This window comes from Janthinobacterium saanense (assembly GCF_014200675.1).
Taxonomy (GTDB): domain Bacteria; phylum Pseudomonadota; class Gammaproteobacteria; order Burkholderiales; family Burkholderiaceae_D; genus Janthinobacterium.
In genome coordinates, this window is sequence record NZ_JACHCI010000014.1 from 1 (window position 1) to 23,370 (window position 23,370).

A 23,370-nucleotide genomic window follows, 5' to 3' on the forward strand; every position below is an offset into this window, starting at 1 on the left:
AGGGTCATCGAGCATGCTCGGCAGGTTAACAGCTGAACTTGCCGTTTACAAGACCCAAATAAAAATGCCGTTCAGTCTTAACTGAACGGCATTACAGCTTCGCGCTGTCTTTTTGTTTTTTGCCGCATCCACGTTCATCGTGTCGTGTCTGAGAAAAATACAGCAGTGTGTAAGCGTTTGTAATCGCCGTCAACGCCATGCTGACGGGCCGCGTTTTATGCTCAGTGACACGGCAAACATGCCGACACGGATTGAAATACCAGACAAACCACCACTGAGGACTGCACCATGAAAAAAGTATTAGCTACCCTGATCGCCGGCCTGTTCGCTACCGCTGCTTTTGCTCAAACGCCTGCAGCTCCTGCCCCGGCAGCAGCACCCGCCGCAGCGTCGGCTAGCGCGTCGGCACCGGCCAAAGCCGTCAAATCGAAAACGCATCACAAGGCACACAAGACCAACAAGCTGAAAGCCGATGAAACGAAAGCGGCCGATGCTACCCCTGCAACGCCAGCAGCAGCGAAGTAAGCAGCAAGCAGTAGCAGCAAGCAAGCCCCCTGCAACGTCAGCAATACCAGCAAGACTAAAAGACAGCTTCGGCTGTCTTTTTGCATTTTCAGTCACAAAAAAACAGCGCAACACCGGTGCAGGCTCGATGTAAATCGATGTAAAAATCGCGGCAATAACGCTTCCTGGTCACAGAAATGTTTGCCTGAATACCCGACCATCAAATACAATTGAGAACTATTCGCATTAACGTTTTCATTTGCTTACCCTTCAGGAGTGTTTTAATGCCCGGCCGTCCCCCTTTCGCCTCCCCTTCCCTCGCTGCCTCCCTGACAACACCCGTACTGCGCCCACTGGCCCTGGCCATCTCGCTGGCGCTCGGCGCGGGTTTGGCCCATGCCACCGATGCACTACCTGCTGCACCGGCCGGCAATGGCGATGACGCCGTCATGCAAACCATCACGGTCACGGGCAAGAATGACGACGAAGCGTACACGGCGCGCAAGAGCGCTTCGGCCAGCAAACTCGATCTGTCGCTGCGCGAAACGCCGCAATCGGTGTCGGTCGTCACGCGCGCGCAGATGGATGATTTCAAGCTCGACAACGCCAGCAAGGTGCTGGCGCAAACCACGGGCGTGACGGTGGAAGCGGTGGAAACGGACCGCAGCTATTACACGGCGCGCGGCTACGACATTACCAATTTCCAGTATGACGGCGTAGGCATTCCCTTCGTCTTCGGCAATGTGATGGGCGACCTCGATACGGCAGTGTTTGAGCGCGTCGATGTGGTGCGCGGCGCGAACGGCTTGATTTCCTCGACCGGCAATCCATCGGCCACCATCAACTTCGTGCGCAAGCGCCCCGTCGCCGGCCTGGCCGCATCGGCCGCCTTCACGCTGGGCTCCTGGGATACGCGCCGCTTCGACGCCGACGTCTCGACGCCGCTCAGCGCCGATGGCAAGGTAGCGGCGCGCTTCGTGGTGGTCCACCAGGAAGGCAATTCCTACCTGGACCGCTACTCGCCGCAAAAGGATGTCGTCTACGGCATCGTCGAAGCGAAGCTGACGCCGGACACCACGCTCACCGTCGGCAATACCTATCAAAAGAACCAGGAACGGGGCGGCATGTGGGGCGCCCTGCCCCTGTCGTACAGCGATGGCACGCCGACCGATTACCCGATTTCCACTTCCACCTCGGCCAACTGGTCGCGCTGGAATATCAAGACCAACAATACCTTTGCCGAACTGGCCCACCAGTTCAATGACGACTGGAGTTTGAAATCGACCCTGAGCTACACGCGCGCCACCTCGGATTCGACGCTGCTGTATGTGTATGGCACGCCCGACCGCACTACCGGCGACGGCTTGTTCAGCTACCCGTCGGCCTATAACTCGAACAATGGCCAGACGCTGGTCGATATTTCAGCCAATGGCAAATTCATGCTGGGCGGGCGCAAACACGACATCACCCTGGGACTGGGCTGGTCGAAATCCACGCTGAGCGAAACCTCGTATTATGGCCGCGGCATCGGCACTCCGCTGCCGAATGGCACGGCCTTCAACGGTTCCTATCCCGAGCCGGTTTTCGACGCCTCGACCGACGGCAGCGCCTATACCGACAAGCGCAAGAACGCTTTCGTCGCTGCCCGCTTCAACCTGGCCGACAATACCAAGCTGCTGGCCGGCTTCAATACCGTCCAGGCTGACAGCACCGGCACCGCCTACGGCGTCAGCCAGGCCAAATCGCAAAGCGACACCACGCCCTACGTGGGCCTGGTGTACGACATCAACCGCAATGTGTCGGCCTACGGCAGCTACACGGGTATCTTCAATCCGCAAAGCAGCATCGATTCCCGCGGCCAGACGCTGTCTGCGGCAACCGGCAAGAGCCTGGAAGCGGGCCTGAAAAGCGAATGGTTCGGCGGAAAACTGAACCTGTCGGGCGCCTTGTTCAAGACGCGCCAGGACAATGCAGCCGAAGTGGCAGGCACCACGGCCGACTTCAGGACCTACTACAAGGGCGTCAATTCGGAATCGAAAGGCCTGGAGTTCGACGTGGCGGGCGAACTGGCCAAGGGCTGGCAGGCGAACGCCGGCTACTCGCAATTGCACATCACGGGCGACGATGGCCAGGACGCCCGCACCTTCATCCCGCGCAAGCAGTTCCACCTGGCCAGCACCTACCGCGTAGCCGGTTTGCCAGCAATGAAAGTGGGCGCCAGCCTGACCTGGCAAGACGCCATCTACAACCAGGTCAGCGACAGCCTCACCCTGCATCAGGGCGCGTATGGACAACTGGGACTGATGGCCAGCTACGATATCAGCCGCAATGTCAGCCTGTCGATGAACCTGAACAATGTGACGGACAACAAGCATTTGACCAGCCTGTACTGGACCCAGTCGCTGTATGCGCCCGGCCGCAATGGCAGCGTGACCCTGAGCTGGAAGTACTAGGGAAGCCGGATGCGTTTGCGCCCTGCCCTGGTCGTACTGCACCGCTGGTTCGGACTGGCGGCGGCCGTATTCCTGTTTATCTCCGGCTTGACGGGCGCCGTCATTTCGTGGGACCACGAACTCGACGCCTGGCTCAATCCGCAGCTGTTTCATGCGCAGAGTCGAACGGGATCAGCGCAATCAGGCCTGGCGCTGGCGCAGCAGCTGGAGGCGCAGAATCCGCGCCTGCGCGTCAACTACCTGCTGACGACAATGGAGCCGGGGCACACGGCGCTACTGTCCGTCGAAGGCAGGGTCGATGCTGCCACCGGCAAGCCCTATGCACTGGGCTACAACCAGGTAGCGCTGGACCCCGTCAGCGGCAAGGTACAGGGCACGCGCGAGTGGGGCGCCGTGTCGCTGACGCGCGAAAACCTGCTGCCCTTCCTGTACAAGCTGCACTACACCATGCATATTCCCGATGGCCGGGGCATCGAGCTGGGCTTGTGGTTCATGGGGATCATCGGCATGGTGTGGTTTGTCGACTGCTTTATCGCCCTCTACCTGTCGTTCCCCAACTGGCGCAGCTGGCGCAAGTCGCTGGCCTTCCGCTGGCGCCAAGGCAGCCATAAGCTGAACTTTGACCTGCACCGTTCTGGCGGCGTGTGGGTTTGGCTGCTCTTGCTGATACTGGCGCTGACATCGGTGTCCATGAATCTGCAAACCCAGGTGATGCGCCCCCTGGTGGCGAAGTTTTCCACCCTCAGCCCGAACGCCTTCGACAGCCGCACGCCGCGTACGCCCGCGCAGCAAGGCGCACCGCGCCTCACGCGCGAGCAGGCGGTGGCGCTGGCAAAAACGGAGGCGGCAAAACGGGGCTGGCTGCTGCCGGCTGGCGGGGTATTTTATTCATCGGCCTACGGCTTGTATGGCGTGGGCTTTTTCAATGCCGACAATGACCATGGCGACGGTGGCCTGGGCAATGCGTGGCTGTATTTCGACAGCAGCGATGGCAGCCCCGCCGGTGGCGTGATACCCGGCACGGGCAGCGCCGGCGATATCTTCCTGCAAGCGCAATTCCCGCTGCATTCTGGCCGCATCATCGGGCTGGCGGGACGCATATTAATTTCCGCCATGGGCCTGGTGGTAGCGATGCTGAGCGCCACGGGCTTGATCATCTGGGTGCGCAAGCGCCGCGCGCGCTTCATGCAAACTTCAGGCAAACGGCAATTTATATAAAGACAAGACGGGGAAATTGAGCGACACTTTCCATCCGATTATCATGCTGGATAGCCGCCCATGCCACGCCTTGCTTCTCCCCTGCTCTTATTACCACTGTTCGTCTCCTGCGCCGCCCTGGCGCAAGCAGACGCCCCATCCCCCCTCTCCACTGTGTTGCAAACCTACGACAGCGACCCGCACGGCGACTTGCGCGCCGTGGTCGTGCTGCGCGATGGCGCCCTGGTCGCCGAACGTTATTACAACGGCGAGACGGCGGACACCCTGCACGATATCCGCTCGGCCGGCAAAAGCATCACCGCCCTGCTGGCGGGCGCCGCCGTGGCGCGCGGCCAGCTGCAAACGACGGGCACCGTGGGCCAGTACTGGCCCGAAGTCGCCAACAGCCCTGCCGGCAAGGTGGTGCTGGACGACGTGCTGACCATGCGTTCCGGCCTGGCCGCGTTTGACGAAGACGAAAACTCCCCCGGCAATGAAGACAAGCTCGATGAGGCGCCAGATCCCAGCGATTTCGTGCGCGGCGTGCCATCGAACGTCACGCCTGGCACCGTCTACCGCTATAACTCGCTGACCGCCTATATCGCCGGGCGCGTGGTGGAACAGGCCAGCGGCGCCGACCTGGAAACCTTTGCGAGCAAAACCCTGTTTGCACCGCTGGGCATCACGCGCTGGAGCTGGGGCCGCGATGTCGCGGGCCACCCCAAAGGCCAGGGCAACCTGTCCCTGCGCGCGCGCGACACGGCGAAGATAGGCCAGATGGTGCTCGATGAAGGTGTGTTTGACGGCCGTCGCGTGATCGAGGCCAGCTGGATCAAGGCGGCATTGGCGCCGCGCGTGGCCACCGGCAAGGCAGACCGCTATGCCGATCACTATGGCTATTTCTGGTATGCGAAGACGCAGGAGATCAGCGGCGAAAAAATTCCCGTCTTTTTCGCCTCTGGCAATGGTGGCAACAAGATCTATGTGATTCCCGCACGCCACATGGTAGTCAGCATCGCATCGAGCGCCTATGGCAAGGGCTATGGCCAGCGCCGCTCGGAAGAGATTTTGAAGGCCTTGCTACAGGCAGAAAAAGCCCGCTAGGCCAGGAAAAAAACACGTAGATGTAAGCGTTTGTAATCCCCGTCAACGCAGTGCTGGCGGGGCGCGTTTTCTGCTCAGTGACACGGCAAACATGCCGACACAAACAGAAGCACCAGACAAACCACCACTGAGGACTGCACCATGAAAAAACGCATTTTCAACGTTACAGCTACCCTGATCGCTACCCTGTTCGCTACCGCCGCTTTTGCACAAACGCCAGCCGCACCGGCAGCGGCATCGGCCACTGCCACCGCGCCAGCAGCGAAAGCTGAAACGCCAGCACCGGCCGCCAAGGTTGCGCACAAGAAAGCCAAACATCACAAGGCGAAGACAGCCAAGCCAGCCGAAGCAGCTGCTTCAGCAGCGCCGGCCACGCCAGCAACGCCAGCCAAATAATCGGGCTGCAGTATTCAGAAAGACAGGGCTAGCCCTGTCTTTTTTTTCGTCCGATTATTTGTACTTACTTCGGCATCAGCACCGTGTCGATCACATTGATCACGCCATTCGACTGGTACACATCATAGGTGCTGATGTTGGCGCTATTACCGCTTTCATCCATCACCACGATGTTGTGCATGCCGTTCATGGCGAACATCAGCTTGCCGCCGCTGGCCGTGGCCAGGGTCGCTTTACCGTCATGCATCTTGATTTCGTGGGCCAGGGCCTTGAAGTCGTATTTGCCGGGAACCACGTGGTAGGTCAGGATTTTTGTCAAGGTGGCCTTGTTTTCTGGCTTGACCAGGGTGTCCACGGTACCGGCTGGCAGTTTGCCGAAAGCCGCATTGGTGGGCGCGAAGACCGTGAACGGGCCCTTGCCTTTCAGGGTATCGACCAGGCCTGCCGCCTTGACGGCTGCGACCAGGGTGGTGTGATCGGCCGAATTGACGGCGTTGTCGACGATGTCCTTGCTGGGGTACATGCTTTGGCCACCGACCATGGTGGTCATGTCGGCGGCGAAGCTGGCGCCGGTGGCCAGCATGGAAGTGGCAAACAAGACTGCTGGAATGAAGGTGCGCATGATGATCTCCTGGTGTCTGACTGTCTGAAGGCTGGCTAAACCAGCCTGTGCGTGATTGCACAGTCATTTACGCGCCCATGCAGCGATCGGATTCAGTTATTTTTGCTGCCTTGAAGGCAAACCCCCAAAAAAATACGGCGCAGCGCAAAATGCGCATACGCCGTACTCAGTTACTATTCAATCACTATTCAATCAAATCCCAAGGCGCGGGCCGGGGTTAGCCAGCCCGCGCTGCCGGGATCAGTTGGCCGCGACTTGCGGCTCAGGCTCGCCCCAGCCACCGCCCAGGGCGCGGATCAGCGCCACGGTGGTGACGGCGCGGTTGCCCCGCAATTGCACGGCATTGCGCTCGATGGTGGCCAGGTTGCGCTGTGCGTCCAGCAGGTCCAGGTAGCTGGAACGGCCGGCTGCGTACAGTTTTTGCGCCAGGTCGGCAGAACGGCGGGCCGATACCACGGCTTCATCGATCTGCTGCGTCTGACCCGACAGGATGCGCAGGCCGGCCAGGTTGTCTTCCACCTCGGCGAACGCCACCAGCACGCTCTGGCGATAGGTCGCCACCGATTCTTCCAGCTGCGCTTCGCTGCGCGTCACGGCTGCCTTGTTGCGGCCGCCATCGATGATCGGCATCGACATCAGGGCGCCCAGCAGCCAGGAGCGGCTGCTCCACTTGAAGATGTCCGCGACGGTGTCACCCGTGCCGCCAGCAGCGGCATTCAGGGTCAGGGCCGGGAACATGGCCGATTTCGCCACGCCGATACGCGCATTCGACGCTTCCATGGTGCGCTGGGCCGACGCGATGTCGGGACGGCGCTCCAGCAAGGACGAAGGCAGGCCAGCCGGTATCACGGGCAGGAAAGCGCTGTCTTGCAGCGGATTGACCGACGCCGTGAAACTGGCGGCCGGTTTGCCCAGCAAGACGGCCAGCGCATGCTCGTTGGTGGTGCGCTGGCGCTGCAGGCCAATCGCTTCGGCGCGCGCCGTCGACAGCTCCGTGCGGGCACGGGCCAGATCGAACTCGCCGATGTCGCCCAGGTCGTAGCGGCGCTGGTTCACATGCACGCTTTCTTCACGCAGGCGCACCGTCTGTTCCAGGGTCGCCAGTTCCGCATCGGTTTCACGCAGCATGAAATAAGTCTGCGCCACGTCCGCTTGCAAGGAGAGCAGCACCGAACGGTAAGTCGCTTCCACCGCCAGCGCATCGTTGCGCGCAGCGCTGACATTGGACGATACGCGGCCGAACAGGTCGACTTCGTAGCTGGCCGTCAGGTTGGCCTGGTACACATTGCCAGGCGCGACTGGTGTGCCTTCCGGCAGCGACAGCGACAGTGCGGAAGCGCGGTTGCGCTGTGCACCCACGTTCACGCCCACTTGCGGAATGCGGTCTGCTTCGGCGATACCGGCAATCGCCCTCGCCTGCTTGACGCGGGCGGCGGCCACGGCCAGGTTGGCGTTGGCCTTGGTCGCTTCGCCTATCAGCTCGGTCAAGGCCGGGTCATTAAAGGCCAGCCACCATTCGCCACGCGCCTGGCGTTCCGCCGGCACGCCCTGCTTCCAGCGCGTGCCATCGGATGCCGTCTGCACGGCCGCCAGCGTTTGATCTTCCTTGAACGCGGCGGGCGTGGCTATTTGCGGCTGCTTGAACTCAGGCGCAGCGCAGGCCGCCAGCAGCACGGCAGCGGCCATGGCCGTCAAGGTCGTGCGCAAGGCAGTTGCAGCCCTGGGTGCAGCCATGCGTGTCATGACATTTTTTTTCACGATACTCACGATACATCTCCTTCCAGATCCAGCACAGGCGCTGCAGCATGCTTGACCACCGCATCGGCCGGCTTTTTCTCAAAACGCTGCGCCAGAGTGCGCAGCAATACATAGAACACAGGCGTCAGGAACAGGCCGAAGAAGGTCACGCCCAGCATGCCGGCAAACACCGCCACACCCATCGCATGACGCATTTCCGAACCGGCGCCGTGCGAGAACACCAGGGGCACGACACCCATGATGAAGGCGATCGACGTCATCAGGATAGGACGCAGACGCAGACGGCAAGCTTCCAGCGCCGCTTGCACGATGGTGCGGCCATGGTCTTCCAGTTCACGCGCAAACTCCACGATCAGAATCGCATTCTTCGACGCCAGCCCCACCAGCACGAACAGGGCGATCTGCGTAAAGACGTTGTTGTCGCCACCGGTCAGCTTGACGCCGAGCAAAGCGCACAGAATCGACATCGGCACGATCAAAATCACCGCCAGCGGCAGGGTCCAGCTCTCGTACTGGGCAGCCAACACCAGGAATACCAGCAGCACGCACAGCGGGAACACATAGATCATCGTGTTACCGGACAAGATGTCCTGGTAGGTCAGCTCGGTCCATTCAAACGAAATCCCTTGCGGCAGTACTTCCTTGGCGATGCGTTCCAGCGCGGCTTGCGCCTGGCCACTCGATACACCCGCTGCAGGACCGCCGTTGAAGTCGGCTGCGGCGTAGGCGTTGTAGCGCTGTACGCGGTCCGGACCATAGGTATCCTTGACGCGCATCAGCGACGACAGAGGAATCATCTCGCCCTTGTCGCTGCGTACTTTCAGCTGCGCGATGTCTTGCGCATGCGAACGGAAGGCTGCATCGGCTTGCACACGGACCTGATAAGTGCGGCCAAACTGGTTGAAGTCGTTCACGTACAGCGAACCGAGGTTGATCTGCAAGGTCTGGTAGATCGTTTGCAGCTGCACGCCCATCTGCTTGGCTTTCACGCGGTCGACATCGGCAAACAGCTGTGGCACGTTGATCTGGTAACCCGAGAACACGCCCGCCAGTTGCGGCGTCTGGTAAGCCTTGGCGGCCAGCGCCTGCGTCGCGTTGTACAGCGCGTCGTAACCGAGGTTGCCACGGTCTTCGATCATCATCTTGAAGCCGCCGATGGTACCCAGGCCGTTGACCGGCGGTGGCGGGAAGACCATGATGAAGGCGTCCTGGATACCGCCCAGGCGCTTGTTGATCTCGGCCGCGATGGCGCCGCCCGACAATTCCTTGGTGGTGCGCTGGTCAAACGGTTTCAAGGTGGCGAACACGATGCCCGAGTTAGGTGCATTGGTGAAGTCGTTGATCGACAGGCCGGGGAAGGCAATCGTCGACTCAACGCCAGGCACCGATTTGATCACGTCGGACATGCGGCGCACGACATCTTCCGTGCGGTCCAGCGAGGCGGCGTCAGGCAATTGCGCAAAACCGACCAGGTACTGTTTATCCTGGCCTGGCACGAAGCCGGCCGGCACTGCCTTGAAGGTGAAGATGGCGGCAATCACCAGCAGCACGTACACGCCCAGCGACGCGCTCTTGCGGCCCAACACACCTTTGACGCCCGCTTCATAGCGGTGCGAAGCACGGCCGAAGAAACGGTTGAACCAGGCGAAGAAGCGGCCGAAGACTTTATCCATCACGCGCGTCAGCGCATCTTTCGGTGCATCGTGCGGTTTCAAGAGCGCGGCCGACAAGGCTGGCGCCAGGGTCAGCGAGCTGAAAGCGGAGATTACGGTCGAAATTGCAATCGTCAGTGCGAACTGGCGATAGAACTCGCCCGACAGGCCAGGAACAAAGGCGATCGGCACGAACACGGCGCACAGCACCAGGGCGATGGCGATAATCGGGCCACTCACCTCTTTCATGGCCTGGATGGTGGCGTCGCGTGGCGACAGGCCTTCTTCGATATTACGCTCGACGTTTTCTACCACCACGATGGCGTCATCGACCACGATACCGATGGCCAGCACGAGGCCGAACAGCGACAGGGTATTGATCGAGAAACCAAAGCCCAGCATCACGGCGAAGGTGCCGACGATGGAAACCGGAACGGCCAGCAGTGGAATGATGGACGCGCGCCAGGTTTGCAGGAAGATGATCACGACCAGTACCACCAGTGCGATCGCTTCGAGCAGGGTGTGGATCACGGCTTCGATCGAGGAGCGCACGAACTGGGTCGGGTCGTACTCGATGCGGTATTCCACGCCTTGCGGGAAGTCTTTTTTCAGCTCTTCCATCTTGGCGCGTACATCGCTGGACAATTGCAGCGCGTTGGCGTTAGGTGCTTCGAAAATACCCATGCCGACGGCCGGATTATTATTGAGCAGCGAACGCAGCGAGTAGCTATTGGCGCCCATTTCCACCCGCGCCACATCGCGCAGGTGCGTCACTGCGCCATCGCCATTGGTACGCACGATGATGTCGCCAAACTGCTCTGGCGTTTGCAGACGGCCCTGGGTGTTGACGGTCAGCTGGAATGGCGCATTCTTCGCTGGCGACGCGCCGATCACACCGGCGGCGACCTGCACGTTCTGTTCGCGGATGGCGTCAACGACATCATTGGCCGTCATGCTGCGGGCAGCGACTTTTTGCGGATCGAGCCAGATGCGCATGGCGTAATCGCCGGCGCCGAAGATCTGGATATCACCCATGCCCGGCAAGCGTGCCAGCTGGTCCTTAACGTTCAGCACGGCGTAGTTACGCAGATACATATCGTCATAGCGCTTGTTCGGCGAGACCAGATGCACCACCATGGTCAGATTGGGCGAGGACTTGACCGTCGTCACACCGATCTGGCGCACTTCTTCCGGCAGGCGCGGCAAGGCGCGCTGCACGCGGTTCTGCACCTGCGTTTCAGCTTGCTCGACGTTGGTGCCGATCTTGAAGGTCACGGTCAGCATCATCGCGCCGTCCGAGGTGTTTTGCGAAGACATGTAGAGCATGTTCTCGACACCGTTGATCTGCTCTTCGAGCGGTGCTGCCACCGTCTCGGCGATCACTTTCGGGTTTGCACCCGGATACTGCGCGCGCACCACCACCGATGGCGGCACGACGTCAGGATATTCGGAGATGGGCAAGCCGAAAATCGACAATAGCCCCGCTACGAATATGATGATCGACAAGACCGCCGCAAAAATCGGCTTGTCGATGAAAAAGCGTGAAAAATTCATGTTTTATTCCTTGGTAGTCGATGCTGCTTTCGCGGCAATCTTGGCGTCTTTTGCTTCAGGTTTCGCCGGTGCAGCCGGTGCGGTTGGATCAAAGTCCATCGCCACCAGTTGTGGCGTCACCGCTGCGCCTGGGCGCACGCGCTGCAAACCATTCACGACGATCTTCTCGCCCACTTTCAAGCCTTCGCGCACCACGCGCAAGCCGTCCGAATTCGGACCCAGCTTGACGGCGCGGTATTCAGCCTTGTTGTCGGCGCCGATCACGTAGACGAATTTACGGCTTTGGTCGGTGCCCACGGCGCGGTCGCTGATCAGCAGCGCCGTGCTTTGCGCCTTCGGACCGTTGCCGCCATCGAGCTGGACGCGTGCAAACAGGCCAGGCACAAGTTCGCGGTCGGTATTGGCGAAGGTGGCGCGCATGCGCACGCTGCCGGTAGCCGGATCGAGCCGGTTGTCGACGAATTCCAGCTTGCCTTCATGCGGGAAACCGGTTTCATTGGCCAGGCCGATTTTCACGGTGACGGGCGTGCCTTTTTGCGCCGTACCGGCGACGCGCAGATAAGTGTCTTCATCGCCGTCAAAGCTGGCGTAGATGCGGTCGGTCGACACCACGGAGGTGAGGATGGCGGTAGCATCGATCAGGTTGCCGACGGTGATTTCAGCCTTGCTGACGCGGCCGCTGATAGGCGACTCGACGCGGGTATAGGACAGATTCAGCTTGGCCGCGTCATACGAGGCTTGCGCCGCGCGGGCATCGGCTTCCAGCCCTTTCATATCGGCCGCTTTTTCATCGTATTCGCGCTGGGCGATGGCTTTTTCAGCCAGCAGCTTTTCAGAGCGCGTCAACTCCAGCTTGGCCAGGCCAGCCTTGGCGCGGGCCGAGGCGGCAGCGCCTTCGGTGCGTTCCACTTCCGCCTGGTATGGGCGCGGGTCGATCACGAACAGCACATCGCCCTTTTTCACTTCGCTGCCTGGCTTGAAGTTCACGGACGTGATGAAGCCGTTGACGCGCGAGCGGATTTCCACGCGGTCGATCGCTTCCAGGCGGCCCGAGAATTCCTGCGTTTCCGTGATCTGTTTTTCCACCACGGCGGCGGTGGAGACCGGCGGACCGCCGGCTGCGGGCGCGTCGGGCACCTTGCTATTCGCCGAATCGCAGCCAGCCAGGCTCACGGCAACCAGTCCGGCCAGCGCGAGCGATGCGGCCAGGGGCTTGAGCAGCGTCGAAAATTGTTGAACGTTTTTCATTTTATTTCCCTGTCTTATGAAAATTTCTAATGGTATGGGCGGCAGGAAGCAACCCAGCTAAAAAGGTACTGTTGGTGCCATGGCGCCCGACGGCGCTCGATCAAAGGTAAACAGGCCGCCTGCGGCTTAAAAGCAGACGGGGACGACAAAGCTGGCTGTGCGAGTGCACAACGCAGGCAGAAAGGGAATTACACCAAGAACTACACTACATAGTGTAACAACCAAAACTCAAAAAGTAAACTGCTTAGTGTAATTTTTTTTGTGATGCCGCGAAGATCGGCGTCATGACTCGGGTTCTTGTCCCAAGCCAGCCACAAAACTGGCAATTTCACCCAATACGTGCACTCTGCACGCGCATTCATTGCGGGCGCCCGCTTCATTGAGGGGCGCGGCGGGCATGCGCCGCACGGTCGTCTTGATGCCACAAGCGATCAGCTTGCTGCCGTATTGTTCAGCCTCATCGCGTAATGGGTCATCTTCGCTGGACAGGATGAGCGCTGGCGGCAAATTCTTCAGCCGGCTCGACTGCAGCGGCGACGCGTACGGATGGGCGCGGTCAGCGGCGTTCGGCAAATAGCCACGGTAGGCGGCGGCGCATTTATCAGCCACTTCCACCAGTTCCGGACAAGTCGGCAAGGCGCGCATCGAGCACGACGACAAGCCGGGGTCCAGCATGGGCATGATCAAGACCTGGCCAGCGAGCGGCGGGCCGCCCCGGTCGCGCGACATCATGGCGCACACGGCAGCCAGGTTGGCGCCCGCCTCGATGCCGGACACCACCATCTGCTTGCCCGTCCAGCCCAGCTTGGTCTTGTTCTTTTTCGCCCACAGCAGCACCGCATGCGCGTCTTCGACGGCGGCGGGAAATGGGCGCACCTTGGCCAGGGTGTAATTCGATGCCAGCACCACGTGGTCCGGGTTGCTCAACACCAGGCAGCGCAGAAAGTCGTCAGATTCGTCGAGGTCGCCATCGACAAAACCGCCGCCGTGGAAAAATACGATCAGGCTGGACTGCCTGGCGCCAGGCACACCGGCCGTATAGAGCCGCGCAGCGAGCGGCTCTTGCGCGCCCTGCACTTGAATATCGCGTATCTTCAACGCCTGGCCAGGCGCCAATTCGGCGACCAGCGCACTGACCTGGCTCATTGCGCCACCACCGGCTGCACTGCAGCATCGACCACAGTATCATTCAGGCACAGCAGCGCGGCGCGGCCGACTTCATGGGTCAGGGCGTTATAGCCGCTGGCTTCGGATTGCGCCGCCTGCGAGTACGCGTCCGTATATACCATCGCGGACAAGGCAAGCGCACTCAGCAATATTGCGAGCACTGCAAAGCTTCCATTTCGATGACCCATGATCTTTCTCCTGATGACTGTCTGCAGACACTTCTTTATGCTGCAGTACAACAACTATAGACTTGTTCTACAATCTGATAAAGAGTGCAATGACGAATTGATTGTTCAGAATCTCGAACAATAAGGAAGAACATGAATAAACTGCAGGCAATGGAAGTATTCATACAGGTAGTCGATGCGGGCGGTTTTACGCGCGCTGCCGAAAACATGCAGTTACCCAAGGCGACCGTCTCGACCCTGATACAGTCGCTGGAAGCGAGTTTGTCCGTCAAACTGCTGAACCGCACCACGCGACACGTCAGCATCACCTCGGACGGCGCCGCCTATTACGAGCGCTGCGTGCGCATCCTGTCGGACGTGCGCGAAGCGGAGGAATCGCTGTCGCGCACCCGGCTCAGCCCCAGCGGACGCTTGCGCGTGGATGCGCCCACGGCCCTGGCCAGCGAATTGCTGATCCCTGCCCTGCCCGACTTTTTTGCGCGCTATCCCGACATCGTGCTCGAACTCGGTTGCAGCGACCGCCCCGTGGACTTGATCGAGGAAGGCGTCGATTGCGCCGTGCGCGGCGGCGAACTGGGCGATTTGAACCTGATCGCCCGGCGCGTGGGCCAGTTGCATTTCATGACTTGCGCCTCGCCCGGCTACCTGGCACAGCATGGTACGCCCACGCACCCGAATGATTTGACGGCCCACCGTGGCGTCAACTTTTTCTCGGCCAAGACGGGCAAGACCTTCGACTGGGATTTTACGCGCGACGGCGAACGTATCCAGATCGCCATGAACAGCCATATCGCGCTGAACGATTCGAACGCCTACACGGCGGCCGGACTGGCGGGACTGGGCGTCATCCAGATGACCCACTTCATGCTCGAACCCCTGAAGCGGCAAGGCAGGATGATCGAATTGCTGGAAGACTGGCATTCAGACCCGCTGCCCATCCACGTGATCTATCCGCCGAACCGCCACCTGTCCGCCAAGGTGCGCGTATTCGTCGAATGGGTCGCCGACATGTTTTCCACCCACCCGGCCACGCAGCTCAAGAACAAGCATGCGCGGCCTGAACTCCCGGAGACACAGCCATGACCGCAGTTCCCGCAACACCGCACAAGATCGTCTTCCTCGACCGCGACAGCCTGATCGCCACCGTCCGCGCACCAGCGTTTGTTCACGAATGGGCCGAATATCCGCATACCAAGGGCAGCGCACAAACCGTGGAACGTTTGCAAGACGCCAGCATCGCCATCAGCAACAAGGTGCCGCTGCGCGCGGCCGAACTGGCGCAACTGCCGCAACTGAAAATGATCGCCGTGGCCGCCACCGGCACGGACATCATCGACCTGGCCGCCTGCCGCGAGCGCGGCATTATCGTCGCCAACATCCGCGACTACGCGCGCGCCACCGTGCCCGAACACACGCTGGCGCTGATGCTGGCCTTGCGCCGCCAGTTAATCGCCTACCGGGCGGACGTGGAAGCGGGCCTGTGGCAGGCATCCGAACGTTTCTGCCTGTTCGGCCACCCGATCCGCGACCTGGCCGGCAGCCGCCTGGGCTTGCTGGGCTATGGCGCGCTGGGCAAGGCCGTGGCCCAGTTGGCGCGCGCCTTCGGCATGCAGGTGGCCGTGCATAACCGCTCGCCCATCAACGAGACCGATGTGCTGGAAGTATCAAAAGAAGAACTGCTGGCCACCTCCGACATCCTCAGCCTGCATTTGCCGCTGACCGACAAGACGCGCAACATCATCGGCGCGCTTGAGCTGGCCAGCATGAAGCCGACCGCCCTCTTGATCAATACGGCGCGCGGCGGCCTGGTCGATGAAGCAGCGCTGGCCCATGCCTTGCACACCGGCGTGATCGCCGGCGCCGGCTTCGACGTACTTAGCCAGGAGCCGCCGCCGCCCGACAACGTGCTGCTGAAGCTGCGCCTGCCCAACTTTATCCTCACGCCGCACACGGCCTGGGCAAGCGGCGAGGCCATGCAGAAACTGGCCGAGCAGCTCATCGACAATGTGGAAGCGTTTGAACGGGGCGCGCCGACGAATCTCGTCGGCTGATCGTCGCTTACAGTTTCTGCTTGCCGCGCTGCGTATCGTTGCCGACCCGGCGCAAATCGGCCTGTTGCACAGAACCGAGCGCGCCCGAGCCTGAGCGGCTGGCGTTGATGTCGCTGATCTGGTCGATGCGCACCGTCAAGTCATTACCGTAGACGGTGCTGTGCAACTTCAGCGTGCCCGCATTGTTGTCAAACTTATGCTTGCTGAAGACGCCGCGCCTGCCACTCGCGCCGCAGCAAGCCATACAGGGCCGAATCGCTGACCTGGCCGCCGACAATCCAGCGCTCAGGCAAGAAACCTTCCTGCTTGAAACCCTGGCGTTCCAGCGCGCTGGCCGAACCCTTGTTGAGCGGATCGATATCGGCTTCCAGGCGGTTCAAGTCCCGTTCGATGAAAGCGTATTCCAGCAAGGCGTTCAGCGCCTCCTGCATATAGCCGTGGCCCCAATGCTGGCGTCCCAGCACGTAGCCGAGCTCGGCGCGGCGGTTTTGCTTGTGCAGCGCAAACAGGTTGCAACTACCCAGGTATTCTCCGGTGGCCTTCAGTTCGATGGCGAAGCGAAAAAATTCTTCCTTTTCAAACGCGGCGACGTCTTCGGCAATCTTGGTAGCGGCGCGTTCGCGGTCCGTCCAGGGCGGTTCGCTGAAATAGCGCATGACTTCAGGGTCGGAGTGGATGGCAAACATGGCTGCGGCATCGGAGGGCTGCGTCTTGCGCAGGATCAGGCGGGTGGTGGTAATCGTCTTCGAGTAAGCCATGCAATTCTTTCTGTCTCCAATCAGCGATTCTTATTATTTCATGCAACTATAATGATGTGGCAATTTTTTTAGCAAGGACATTTTCCAGGATAGAGGCATGTCGTTTTTAGCTGATGCGCTGCGGCAAACGTTGACGCAACTGGGCAGGCAGCAGCCAGCACCGGGGTTTGCCCACACGTCCAGCCACTCGATGCTGCCTCATTTGGCGAGCCGTGGACACAAATCGATCTGAAAACAGCAGCCCAGCATTGACAAGCAGAAATGCGCGTGGCATCGTGAGGCCATGCCATCCTCATTCCCCCACCTTTCGATTATTGCCACCATGACGCACAAGGTGGCTTAGCAGAGGAATGACATTGCAAAAGCCGCCTGCGGGGCGGCTTTGTTGCATCAGGCGTCGCGCAGGTTTTATCTCCAGCAACAGAAACCAGCGAGCGACCATGCACTCCACTTCCAACACGCCATTTTCCACACCGACCCTGCACCTGGTATGCGGCAAGATCGCCTCGGGCAAATCCACCTTGACCAGCCGCCTGGCTGCGGCGCCGCAGACGGTGCGCATCAGCGAAGATAGCTTGCTGGCGCAGCTGTATCCAAACCAGATAAGCAGCCTGGCCGATTACGTGGCCCACGCGGCGCGCCTGCGGGCGGCCATGCAGCCGCTATGCCTGCAAATGCTGCGCGCCGGCGTTTCCGTGGTGCTCGATTTCCCGGCCAACACGCCCGCCAGCCGCGCCTGGATGCGCGAGCTGGCAGAGCAGAGCGGCGCGCCGCATGTGCTGCACTTTCTCGATGTGCCCGATGAGGTCTGCAAGGCGCGCCTGCGCAAGCGCAATGAAGATGGCAAGCATCCATTCCAGACCAGCGAAGAACAATTCGACGCCATCACGCGCCACTTCGTGCCGCCCTCCGCAGAGGAAGGATTTGTGATCGTCCGCGCGGACAGTTAATACAGCACCAGCTCGCGTGCCGGCTTGACAGGGGTACGGCGCGGCGTCGCCACGGCGCGCACCGGTGCCGCATCCTCCAGCGCGAAACGCGACACCAGCTGCGCCAGGTTGGCCGCCTGGTCTTGCAAGCTGCCAGCCGCCGCGGCCGCCTGCTCCACCAGCGCTGCGTTTTGCTGGGTAACGCCATCCATTTCCGTGATGGCCTGGTTGACGTGGCTGATGCCCGTGCTTTGCTCTTGCGAGGCGGCCGTGATGTCCGCCATGATGTCGGTGACCCGCGACACGCTGGCCACCACCTGGTCCATGGTGGTGCCGGCCTGCGCCACCAGGGTGCTGCCGGCATTGATGCTGTCGACCGAATCGCCGATCAGCACCTTGATTTCCTTGGCCGCCGCCGCGCTGCGGTGCGCCAGGTTGCGCACCTCGGTCGCCACCACCGCAAAGCCGCGTCCCTGCTCGCCGGCGCGCGCCGCTTCCACGGCAGCGTTCAAGGCCAGGATATTGGTCTGGAAGGCGATGCCGTCGATGACGCTGATGATATCGACGATGCGGGTCGCCGAATGATTGATGGTCTGCATGGTCTCTATCACTTTGGCCACCACCACGCCGCCCTGCTGCGCCACTTCAGACGCAGCCTTGGCCAGCTGGTTCGCCTGCAAGGCGTTTTGCACATTATTGGTGACGGTCGAGGTCAGTTCTTCCATCGAGGCGGCGGTTTCTTCCAGCGAACTGGCTTGCATCTCAGTGCGCGCCGACAAGTCCATATTGCCACTGGCAATTTCACGCGAGGCGGTGGCGATGGTGTCGGCACTCTGGCGGATTTCAGCGATGGTGCTGGCCAGATTGCTTTGCATGGTTTTCATGGCGAACAGCACGCTGCCCCTGTCATCGGCATGGGTGATGACGACGCCGCTCAAATCGTTGTGGGCGATTTTTTCGGCGACCTGCGCCGCGTAGGCCGGCTCGCCGCCCAGCGCATGGCGCAGGTTGCGGTTAATCGCCAGCACGATGAGCGACAAGGCCCCGCACAAGACGGCCAGCAAACCCAGCGATTTCCACAATGCTTCCTGGAACGCTTCGTCGATATCGTCCATGTACACGCCGACCATCACATTCCAGCGCCATGGTTTGTAGCCAGCCACCCGGCTCAGTTTCGGCACGGCGCTGCTTTGCCCCGGCCGTGGCCACACGTAACGCACAAAACCGGCGCCGGCCTCGCTCATGCCGGCCGCCACGATGTCGTGGTACATATACTTGCCGTTGGCATCCTGGAAATTCATCATGTTCTTGCCATTGTTTTCAGGCTTGAACGGATTCATCAGGGCGTAACCGTCAAAGTTGGTAATCGTCAGATAACCATCTTTGCCGAAACGCATGTTCTTGATGATCTCGGTGGCTTGCTTTTGCGCCTCTTCCTTGCTGATCTTGCCCGCCGCAGCCTGGTCGCCAAACAGCTTGATGGTGCTCAAGCCCAGGTCGGCGATATTACTGAGGTCGGCGCTGCGCTCTTCGATGCGTATCTTGCGCACTTCGTAGGCGTCGTACACGAAAATACCGGTGATGCACAGCAGGCTGCACAGCAGCGGTATCCATAATTTTTGCTGAAACGAGAGCTTGTTCATGCGGTCTCCAACGTAGGTGGCGGTCACGGTCAAGACCACAATACGTTGGAAGCAGGCCCAATTTCATGCGAATAAACAATGTTTTAGCTACATACTCATTAATGTGTTGCAACTTGTTTTCAGCCGCAACAGGTGCTGCGAAGGCTGCTTTTAAAACGTCCCCGGCAGCAAAATTTTCTTGTCCACCTGCTGCAGGTCGCGCAAGCCGCAAAAAGCCATCGTCAAGTCCAGTTCGTTGCGGATGATGTCCAGGCATTTTGTCACGCCCTGCTCGCCCATCGCGCCCAGGCCATACAGGAAAGGCCGGCCGATATACACCCCCTTGGCGCCCAGGGCCACGGCCTTGAGCACGTCCTGGCCCGAGCGGATGCCGCCATCCATATGTACTTCGATCTGCGCGCCGACGGTGTCGACGATGGCGGGCAAAGCTTCGATCGATGATTGCGCGCCATCGAGCTGGCGGCCGCCATGGTTGGACACGATCAGCGCATCGGCGCCGCTGGCCACGGCCAGGCGCGCGTCTTCCGGGTCCATGATGCCCTTGATGATGAGCTTACCGCCCCAGCGCTGCTTGATCCATTCCACGTCCGCCCACGACAGGCTCAAGTCGAACTGCTGCTGGGTCCAGGCCGACAGCGAAGACATGTCGGACACGGAAGTGGCGTGGCCGACGATATTGCCGAAACCGCGGCGTTTAGTCGCCAGCATACCCGCCACCCAGCGCGGCTTGGTGGCCATATTGAGGATATTCGGGATGGTCAGTTTGGGCGGCGCCGACAAGCCGTTGCGTATATCCTTGTGGCGCTGGCCCAGCACCTGCAAGTCCAGGGTCAGCACCAGCGCGCTGCAGTTTGCCGCCTTCGCGCGGTCGATCAGGCGATTGATGAATTCGCGGTCCTTCATCACATACAGCTGGAACCAGAACGGTTTGGTGGTGTTCGCCGCCACGTCTTCGATCGAACAGATGCTCATGGTCGACAAGGTGAACGGCACGCCGAAACGTTCGGCCGCCCTGGCCGCCAGGATTTCACCATCCGCATGCTGCATGCCCGTCAAACCCGTGGGCGACAGGGCCACCGGCATCGCCACTTGCTGGCCCACCATGGTCGTAGCCAGGTTGCGGTTTTCCAGGTTGACGGCCACCCGCTGGCGAAATTTGATTTTGGCGAAATCGCTGTTGTTGGCGCGGTAAGTCGATTCCGTCCAGGAACCGGAATCGGCATAATCGTAAAACATGCGCGGCACCCGTTTTTGGGCCAGCAGACGCAAATCTTCGATGCAGGTGATGATATTCGTGCCCATGCTCATGCGTTTCCCCGGTCGATAACAAGTCAAAGCATGATCCTGCATTTGCCGGCAATTGTCTATCCGCCACATGATTTGCTGTAGACCGACCGCTGCGGCCATAAAAAAAGACAGGCGAACCTGTCTTTTTGTGGGTACAACGCGCGCTTACTTGGCTGCTGGCGCTGGCGTTACTGGTGCGCTGGCGACCTTGGTGTCAGCGGCCTTGGCTTCGGTTTTCTTCACGCTTTTATGCGCTTTTTTCTTGGCAACCTTGGCTTCAGGGCTGGCGGCTGGGGTAGCTTCCTTGCCTGGCTTGACCTGGGCCTTCATCGCCACTGGTGCGGAAGCGGCTGGCGTAGCGGCTGGAGCTGGTGCTTGAGCGAATGCAGCGGAAGCGAACAGACCGGCGATCAGGGTAGCGCTCAGTTTGGCAAAAACGTTTTTCATGGTGCAATCCTCAAGTTCAAGTGGTTGATTTATCTGTCTATCTGTCCTTCTGTGACGCGGTGTTTTGCGTGTCACAGAGCAAAAAACGCGGTGGCAGGCACTGGCGTTGACGGGCATTACAAACACTTACATTGTGGCGTTGGATGCCGCGCTTGATGTTATGCAGAACCGATAAAAGGGACTCAAGTTGTAGTTCAAGCCGGCTCGCCGCCAAAGTCCAATTCGGCCCCTCCTCCGGCCAAGGCTCACCGGGCCCAGCGGGCCTGAAAAATGTTCAGGGCAAGGCGCGCGGGCGCAGACAGTACGCATGTACGGCAAGCCCAAGCAACGCAGCCATGGACATTTTCTCAGGCCCGCGACTCAGGCCCGCACTTCCAGTCGATGAACGGTGGCAAAGTAACGGGCTAGCGGGGCAAAGGTCACCTTAAATCCTTCTGTCATGGATATCACCCGAGGAAACTATTTACGCTACCAGTCGCGCAGACCGAGAATCTTCTGCCCCAGCTCGCTCAGCTGCGCCTGCGGATACAGCCGCTTTTCCTGCTCCAGCGGGTCGCCAGGAAAAGCATACCCTTGCGGCGCGCTGCGCTCGCGCCAGCTTTGCACACGCCAGTCGCGCAAGCTTTGCTGCTCTTGCTGGGCGGGCGTAAAGGAAATATATTGCGCCAGCCGCACCTGGTCCGTGGAGGTATTCGGGCGGATGCCGTGCGCCAGCAAGCTGTTGAAGATCAATAGCTCACCTTTTTTCATGGCAATGAATTCCATCGGATACGGCACCGTTGCCAGATCAGGCTGCCATGGGTTGCGCTCCTTGGCAGCCTGCGCGCGCCAGGCGGCAAAGTGCTGAAACAGTTGCGGATAACATTGAAAGCCGCCGCTCTCGGGTGTCGTGTCGGACAGGGCCAGCACGCCCTGCACGTTGACGGGCAGCGGGTCGATTGTCGTGTCCGCATCCCAGTGGATGAAACCGCCAAACTTGCGCTTGCCCTGATTCGGCGTGTTCAGATTGGCGCGATCTATCGTCACCCATAAATCTTCGCGGTCCCAGATATCGACGAAGGCATCGTAGACTCTAGCCGTCTGGCGGTTATCCCAGAGTGTCTGGTTGTGGTACGCCTCCACCATGCCGGAACCGTTGAGCTCCTGCATGGCGTGATCGCGCAATTGATCGCGGTTCCAGCTGGCAGGGTCGTGCTGGTCCAGGCCCTGGAATTGCCACAGAAAATCCGTGGTGCGCCGCACCTGCTCTGGCGTGACGGCATCCTTGACGATCACATAGCCATAGCTTTGCCAGTGCAGAAAATCGCTGTCGGACAGCACGCGCAGCGGCAACTGCTTTTGCAGCTCGCGCAACTGGGTTTGCACCGTGTACGCCACGGAAGGGTTGCCGGGGCGCTGGTCGCCATACTTATACTGATCTTGCATCGCTGTCTCCTTGGGTATGTTGTGAGACAGATTGTGCGATGCCGGCGCCGGTCAAAATGCGCGCAAAGTCGCCAATACTGATACGATCCTGACTATTCATCCCTATAAAACGTCACGATGACACCGCTATTCGAGCAAGTCACGATACCGCCAGGTCACTCCTGGGGCTTGCTGTGGCGCCAGCTCGACGCGATTCCATTTATCTGGCATTACCACCCGCAGTTCGAGCTGACGTTGACGGTCAATGCGCGCGGCCAGCGCTATATCGGCGACCATCTCGGCGATTTCGAGCCTGGCGACCTGGTGCTGGTGGGGCCGAACTTGCCGCATACCTGGTCGGCGCATGAGCGCATCGATGCTAAGCAGCCGATGCTGGCGGTGGTGGTGTGGTTTTCGCCGGAATGGATCACGCAATTGGCGGCGGTATTTCCCGAGTTGCAAAGCTTGCGGCAACTGGCCATGCGCGCCGGCCCCGCCCTGTGTTTTTCACCAGAAACCAGCGCGCGCTGCGCCGAACGGCTGTTGCAACTGCAAGCCTTGCCGGTACCGCAGCGTTTGCCGCTGCTGCTCGATGTGCTGCTGATGCTGGCCGGCGATGGCCGCGCGCAGACGCTGGCGTCGACGGCGCAAACGCCGATCAAGGCCGACGGCCAGCAAAAACGCATGGAAAAAGTACTCGACCATATGCATGCGCATTTCCGCGACGAGATCGCGCTGGAAACCCTGGCGCAGCAGGCAGCGCTGTCGCTGGGCGCTTTTCACCGCTTTTTCAAGCGCCACGCGTTTTGCACGCCGGGCGCTTATCTGGCCCGGCTGCGCATCGGCCGTGCCTGCCAGCAATTGATCGAGAGTGAATTGAGCATCGCCGTGATCGCGCAGGAAGCCGGTTACCGCAACCTGGCGCATTTCAACCGCCAGTTTCTGGCGACCAAGCGTGTGACGCCACGGAAATTTCGCCGGCAATATCGTAACGATTAAAAAAACCAG

The 23,370-nt window shown here is 60.4% G+C and carries 22 protein-coding genes; 10 read left to right on the plus strand and 12 right to left on the minus strand.

Features of this window, described 5'->3' with window-relative positions; genetic code table 11:
- The first annotated feature begins 288 nt into the window (after positions 1-288).
- The 5 genes from HDE72_RS18120 (at position 289) to HDE72_RS18140 (ending at position 5,654) form a co-directional block, all read left to right on the plus strand.
- Complete coding sequence (locus tag HDE72_RS18120; protein WP_183743486.1) at positions 289-525, plus strand: hypothetical protein; 237 nt, start codon at positions 289-291, stop codon at positions 523-525.
- Positions 526-788: 263 nt separating this feature from the next.
- Positions 789-2,957 carry a TonB-dependent siderophore receptor gene (locus tag HDE72_RS18125; RefSeq protein WP_183743488.1) on the plus strand — a complete coding sequence of 723 codons (2,169 nt, stop codon included), beginning with the start codon at positions 789-791 and terminating at the stop codon, positions 2,955-2,957.
- 15 nt (positions 2,958-2,972) lie between these two features.
- On the plus strand, positions 2,973-4,175 hold the full coding sequence (locus HDE72_RS18130) for a PepSY-associated TM helix domain-containing protein (RefSeq protein WP_183743773.1): 1,203 nt from the start codon (positions 2,973-2,975) through the stop codon (positions 4,173-4,175).
- A 60-nt stretch (positions 4,176-4,235) separates the two neighbouring features.
- Complete coding sequence (locus tag HDE72_RS18135; RefSeq protein ID WP_183743490.1) at positions 4,236-5,258, plus strand: serine hydrolase domain-containing protein; 1,023 nt, start codon at positions 4,236-4,238, stop codon at positions 5,256-5,258.
- 141 nt (positions 5,259-5,399) lie between these two features.
- Entirely contained in the window at positions 5,400-5,654 is a 255-nt protein-coding gene (locus tag HDE72_RS18140) for a hypothetical protein (RefSeq protein WP_183743492.1), read from the plus strand.
- Between the two features lie 64 nt (positions 5,655-5,718).
- On the opposite strand, the gene HDE72_RS18145 is transcribed toward HDE72_RS18140, so the two are convergent.
- The 6 genes from HDE72_RS18145 to HDE72_RS18170 form a co-directional block, all read right to left on the minus strand.
- The gene (locus HDE72_RS18145; protein ID WP_183743494.1) at positions 5,719-6,276 is read right to left on the minus strand and encodes a fasciclin domain-containing protein; all 558 of its coding nucleotides are present in this window, start codon (positions 6,274-6,276) and stop codon (positions 5,719-5,721) included.
- Positions 6,277-6,516: 240 nt separating this feature from the next.
- The gene (locus HDE72_RS18150; RefSeq protein WP_260176798.1) at positions 6,517-8,010 is read right to left on the minus strand and encodes an efflux transporter outer membrane subunit; all 1,494 of its coding nucleotides are present in this window, start codon (positions 8,008-8,010) and stop codon (positions 6,517-6,519) included.
- 29 nt (positions 8,011-8,039) lie between these two features.
- Positions 8,040-11,240, minus strand: coding sequence for an efflux RND transporter permease subunit (locus HDE72_RS18155; protein ID WP_183743496.1), 3,201 nt, complete (start codon positions 11,238-11,240; stop codon positions 8,040-8,042).
- A 3-nt stretch (positions 11,241-11,243) separates the two neighbouring features.
- Positions 11,244-12,488: an efflux RND transporter periplasmic adaptor subunit gene (locus HDE72_RS18160; protein ID WP_183743498.1), complete on the minus strand. Its 1,245-nt coding sequence runs from the start codon at positions 12,486-12,488 to the stop codon at positions 11,244-11,246.
- A gap of 282 nt (positions 12,489-12,770) precedes the next feature.
- A complete protein-coding gene (locus HDE72_RS18165; protein ID WP_183743500.1) occupies positions 12,771-13,634 on the minus strand; it encodes an alpha/beta hydrolase in 864 nt (287 codons plus the stop codon).
- The gene (locus HDE72_RS18170) at positions 13,631-13,816 is read right to left on the minus strand and encodes a hypothetical protein (protein WP_183677236.1); all 186 of its coding nucleotides are present in this window, start codon (positions 13,814-13,816) and stop codon (positions 13,631-13,633) included. Before HDE72_RS18170 ends, HDE72_RS18165 begins: the two co-directional genes overlap by 4 nt.
- A 159-nt stretch (positions 13,817-13,975) precedes the next feature.
- On the opposite strand from HDE72_RS18170, the gene HDE72_RS18175 reads away from it, so the two are divergent.
- Positions 13,976-14,926, plus strand: a complete 951-nt coding sequence (locus tag HDE72_RS18175; protein WP_183743502.1) for a LysR family transcriptional regulator — start codon at positions 13,976-13,978, stop codon at positions 14,924-14,926.
- Entirely contained in the window at positions 14,923-15,894 is a 972-nt protein-coding gene (locus HDE72_RS18180) for a D-2-hydroxyacid dehydrogenase (RefSeq protein ID WP_183743504.1), read from the plus strand. The genes HDE72_RS18175 and HDE72_RS18180 overlap by 4 nt, the downstream gene beginning before the upstream one ends.
- Positions 15,895-15,901: 7 nt before the next feature.
- Here the strand turns inward: HDE72_RS18180 and HDE72_RS18185 are convergent, their stop codons facing one another.
- Positions 15,902-16,060 (minus strand): hypothetical protein, encoded by a 159-nt coding sequence (locus HDE72_RS18185; protein ID WP_183743506.1) that lies wholly within the window; start codon positions 16,058-16,060, stop codon positions 15,902-15,904.
- Between the two features lie 28 nt (positions 16,061-16,088).
- A complete protein-coding gene (locus HDE72_RS18190; RefSeq protein ID WP_183743508.1) occupies positions 16,089-16,652 on the minus strand; it encodes a GNAT family N-acetyltransferase in 564 nt (187 codons plus the stop codon).
- Between the two features lie 97 nt (positions 16,653-16,749).
- On the opposite strand from HDE72_RS18190, the gene HDE72_RS27820 reads away from it, so the two are divergent.
- Together HDE72_RS27820 and HDE72_RS18195 are read left to right on the plus strand one after the other, a co-directional pair.
- Positions 16,750-16,884 (plus strand): hypothetical protein, encoded by a 135-nt coding sequence (locus HDE72_RS27820; RefSeq protein WP_260176780.1) that lies wholly within the window; start codon positions 16,750-16,752, stop codon positions 16,882-16,884.
- A 208-nt stretch (positions 16,885-17,092) separates the two neighbouring features.
- Positions 17,093-17,602 (plus strand): P-loop nucleotide/nucleoside kinase family protein, encoded by a 510-nt coding sequence (locus HDE72_RS18195; RefSeq protein WP_183743510.1) that lies wholly within the window; start codon positions 17,093-17,095, stop codon positions 17,600-17,602.
- On the opposite strand, the gene HDE72_RS18200 is transcribed toward HDE72_RS18195, so the two are convergent.
- The 4 genes from HDE72_RS18200 to HDE72_RS18215 all read right to left on the minus strand — a co-directional run bounded on the left by HDE72_RS18200 (position 17,599) and on the right by HDE72_RS18215 (position 22,383).
- Positions 17,599-19,224, minus strand: a complete 1,626-nt coding sequence (locus tag HDE72_RS18200) for a methyl-accepting chemotaxis protein (protein WP_183743512.1) — start codon at positions 19,222-19,224, stop codon at positions 17,599-17,601. The genes HDE72_RS18195 and HDE72_RS18200 overlap by 4 nt on opposite strands.
- Positions 19,225-19,374: 150 nt before the next feature.
- Entirely contained in the window at positions 19,375-20,526 is a 1,152-nt protein-coding gene (locus HDE72_RS18205) for an alpha-hydroxy acid oxidase (RefSeq protein WP_183743514.1), read from the minus strand.
- A 150-nt stretch (positions 20,527-20,676) separates the two neighbouring features.
- Positions 20,677-20,958, minus strand: coding sequence for a hypothetical protein (locus HDE72_RS18210; protein WP_183743516.1), 282 nt, complete (start codon positions 20,956-20,958; stop codon positions 20,677-20,679).
- Positions 20,959-21,426: 468 nt separating this feature from the next.
- Positions 21,427-22,383 (minus strand): phytanoyl-CoA dioxygenase family protein, encoded by a 957-nt coding sequence (locus HDE72_RS18215; RefSeq protein ID WP_183743518.1) that lies wholly within the window; start codon positions 22,381-22,383, stop codon positions 21,427-21,429.
- Between the two features lie 117 nt (positions 22,384-22,500).
- Between HDE72_RS18215 and HDE72_RS18220 the strand changes: the two genes are divergently transcribed.
- On the plus strand, positions 22,501-23,361 hold the full coding sequence (locus HDE72_RS18220) for a helix-turn-helix domain-containing protein (protein ID WP_183743520.1): 861 nt from the start codon (positions 22,501-22,503) through the stop codon (positions 23,359-23,361).
- The last annotated feature ends 9 nt before the right edge of the window (positions 23,362-23,370 follow it).

What these genes read in the sequence shown, in the direction of transcription:
- HDE72_RS18120 (WP_183743486.1), top strand. Translation starts at nt 289, where the DNA reads ATGAAAAAAGTATTAGCTACCCTGATCGCCGGCCTGTTCGCTACCGCT.
- HDE72_RS18125 (WP_183743488.1), top strand. Translation starts at nt 789, where the DNA reads ATGCCCGGCCGTCCCCCTTTCGCCTCCCCTTCCCTCGCTGCCTCCCTG.
- HDE72_RS18135 (WP_183743490.1), top strand. Translation starts at nt 4,236, where the DNA reads ATGCCACGCCTTGCTTCTCCCCTGCTCTTATTACCACTGTTCGTCTCC.
- HDE72_RS18140 (WP_183743492.1), top strand. Translation starts at nt 5,400, where the DNA reads ATGAAAAAACGCATTTTCAACGTTACAGCTACCCTGATCGCTACCCTG.
- HDE72_RS18145 (WP_183743494.1), bottom strand. Translation starts at nt 6,276, where the DNA reads ATGCGCACCTTCATTCCAGCAGTCTTGTTTGCCACTTCCATGCTGGCC.
- HDE72_RS18150 (WP_260176798.1), bottom strand. Translation starts at nt 8,010, where the DNA reads ATGGCTGCACCCAGGGCTGCAACTGCCTTGCGCACGACCTTGACGGCC.
- HDE72_RS18155 (WP_183743496.1), bottom strand. Translation starts at nt 11,240, where the DNA reads ATGAATTTTTCACGCTTTTTCATCGACAAGCCGATTTTTGCGGCGGTC.
- HDE72_RS18160 (WP_183743498.1), bottom strand. Translation starts at nt 12,488, where the DNA reads ATGAAAAACGTTCAACAATTTTCGACGCTGCTCAAGCCCCTGGCCGCA.
- HDE72_RS18165 (WP_183743500.1), bottom strand. Translation starts at nt 13,634, where the DNA reads ATGAGCCAGGTCAGTGCGCTGGTCGCCGAATTGGCGCCTGGCCAGGCG.
- HDE72_RS18175 (WP_183743502.1), top strand. Translation starts at nt 13,976, where the DNA reads ATGAATAAACTGCAGGCAATGGAAGTATTCATACAGGTAGTCGATGCG.
- HDE72_RS18180 (WP_183743504.1), top strand. Translation starts at nt 14,923, where the DNA reads ATGACCGCAGTTCCCGCAACACCGCACAAGATCGTCTTCCTCGACCGC.
- HDE72_RS18190 (WP_183743508.1), bottom strand. Translation starts at nt 16,652, where the DNA reads ATGGCTTACTCGAAGACGATTACCACCACCCGCCTGATCCTGCGCAAG.
- HDE72_RS27820 (WP_260176780.1), top strand. Translation starts at nt 16,750, where the DNA reads ATGTCGTTTTTAGCTGATGCGCTGCGGCAAACGTTGACGCAACTGGGC.
- HDE72_RS18195 (WP_183743510.1), top strand. Translation starts at nt 17,093, where the DNA reads ATGCACTCCACTTCCAACACGCCATTTTCCACACCGACCCTGCACCTG.
- HDE72_RS18200 (WP_183743512.1), bottom strand. Translation starts at nt 19,224, where the DNA reads ATGAACAAGCTCTCGTTTCAGCAAAAATTATGGATACCGCTGCTGTGC.
- HDE72_RS18205 (WP_183743514.1), bottom strand. Translation starts at nt 20,526, where the DNA reads ATGGGCACGAATATCATCACCTGCATCGAAGATTTGCGTCTGCTGGCC.
- HDE72_RS18210 (WP_183743516.1), bottom strand. Translation starts at nt 20,958, where the DNA reads ATGAAAAACGTTTTTGCCAAACTGAGCGCTACCCTGATCGCCGGTCTG.
- HDE72_RS18215 (WP_183743518.1), bottom strand. Translation starts at nt 22,383, where the DNA reads ATGCAAGATCAGTATAAGTATGGCGACCAGCGCCCCGGCAACCCTTCC.
- HDE72_RS18220 (WP_183743520.1), top strand. Translation starts at nt 22,501, where the DNA reads ATGACACCGCTATTCGAGCAAGTCACGATACCGCCAGGTCACTCCTGG.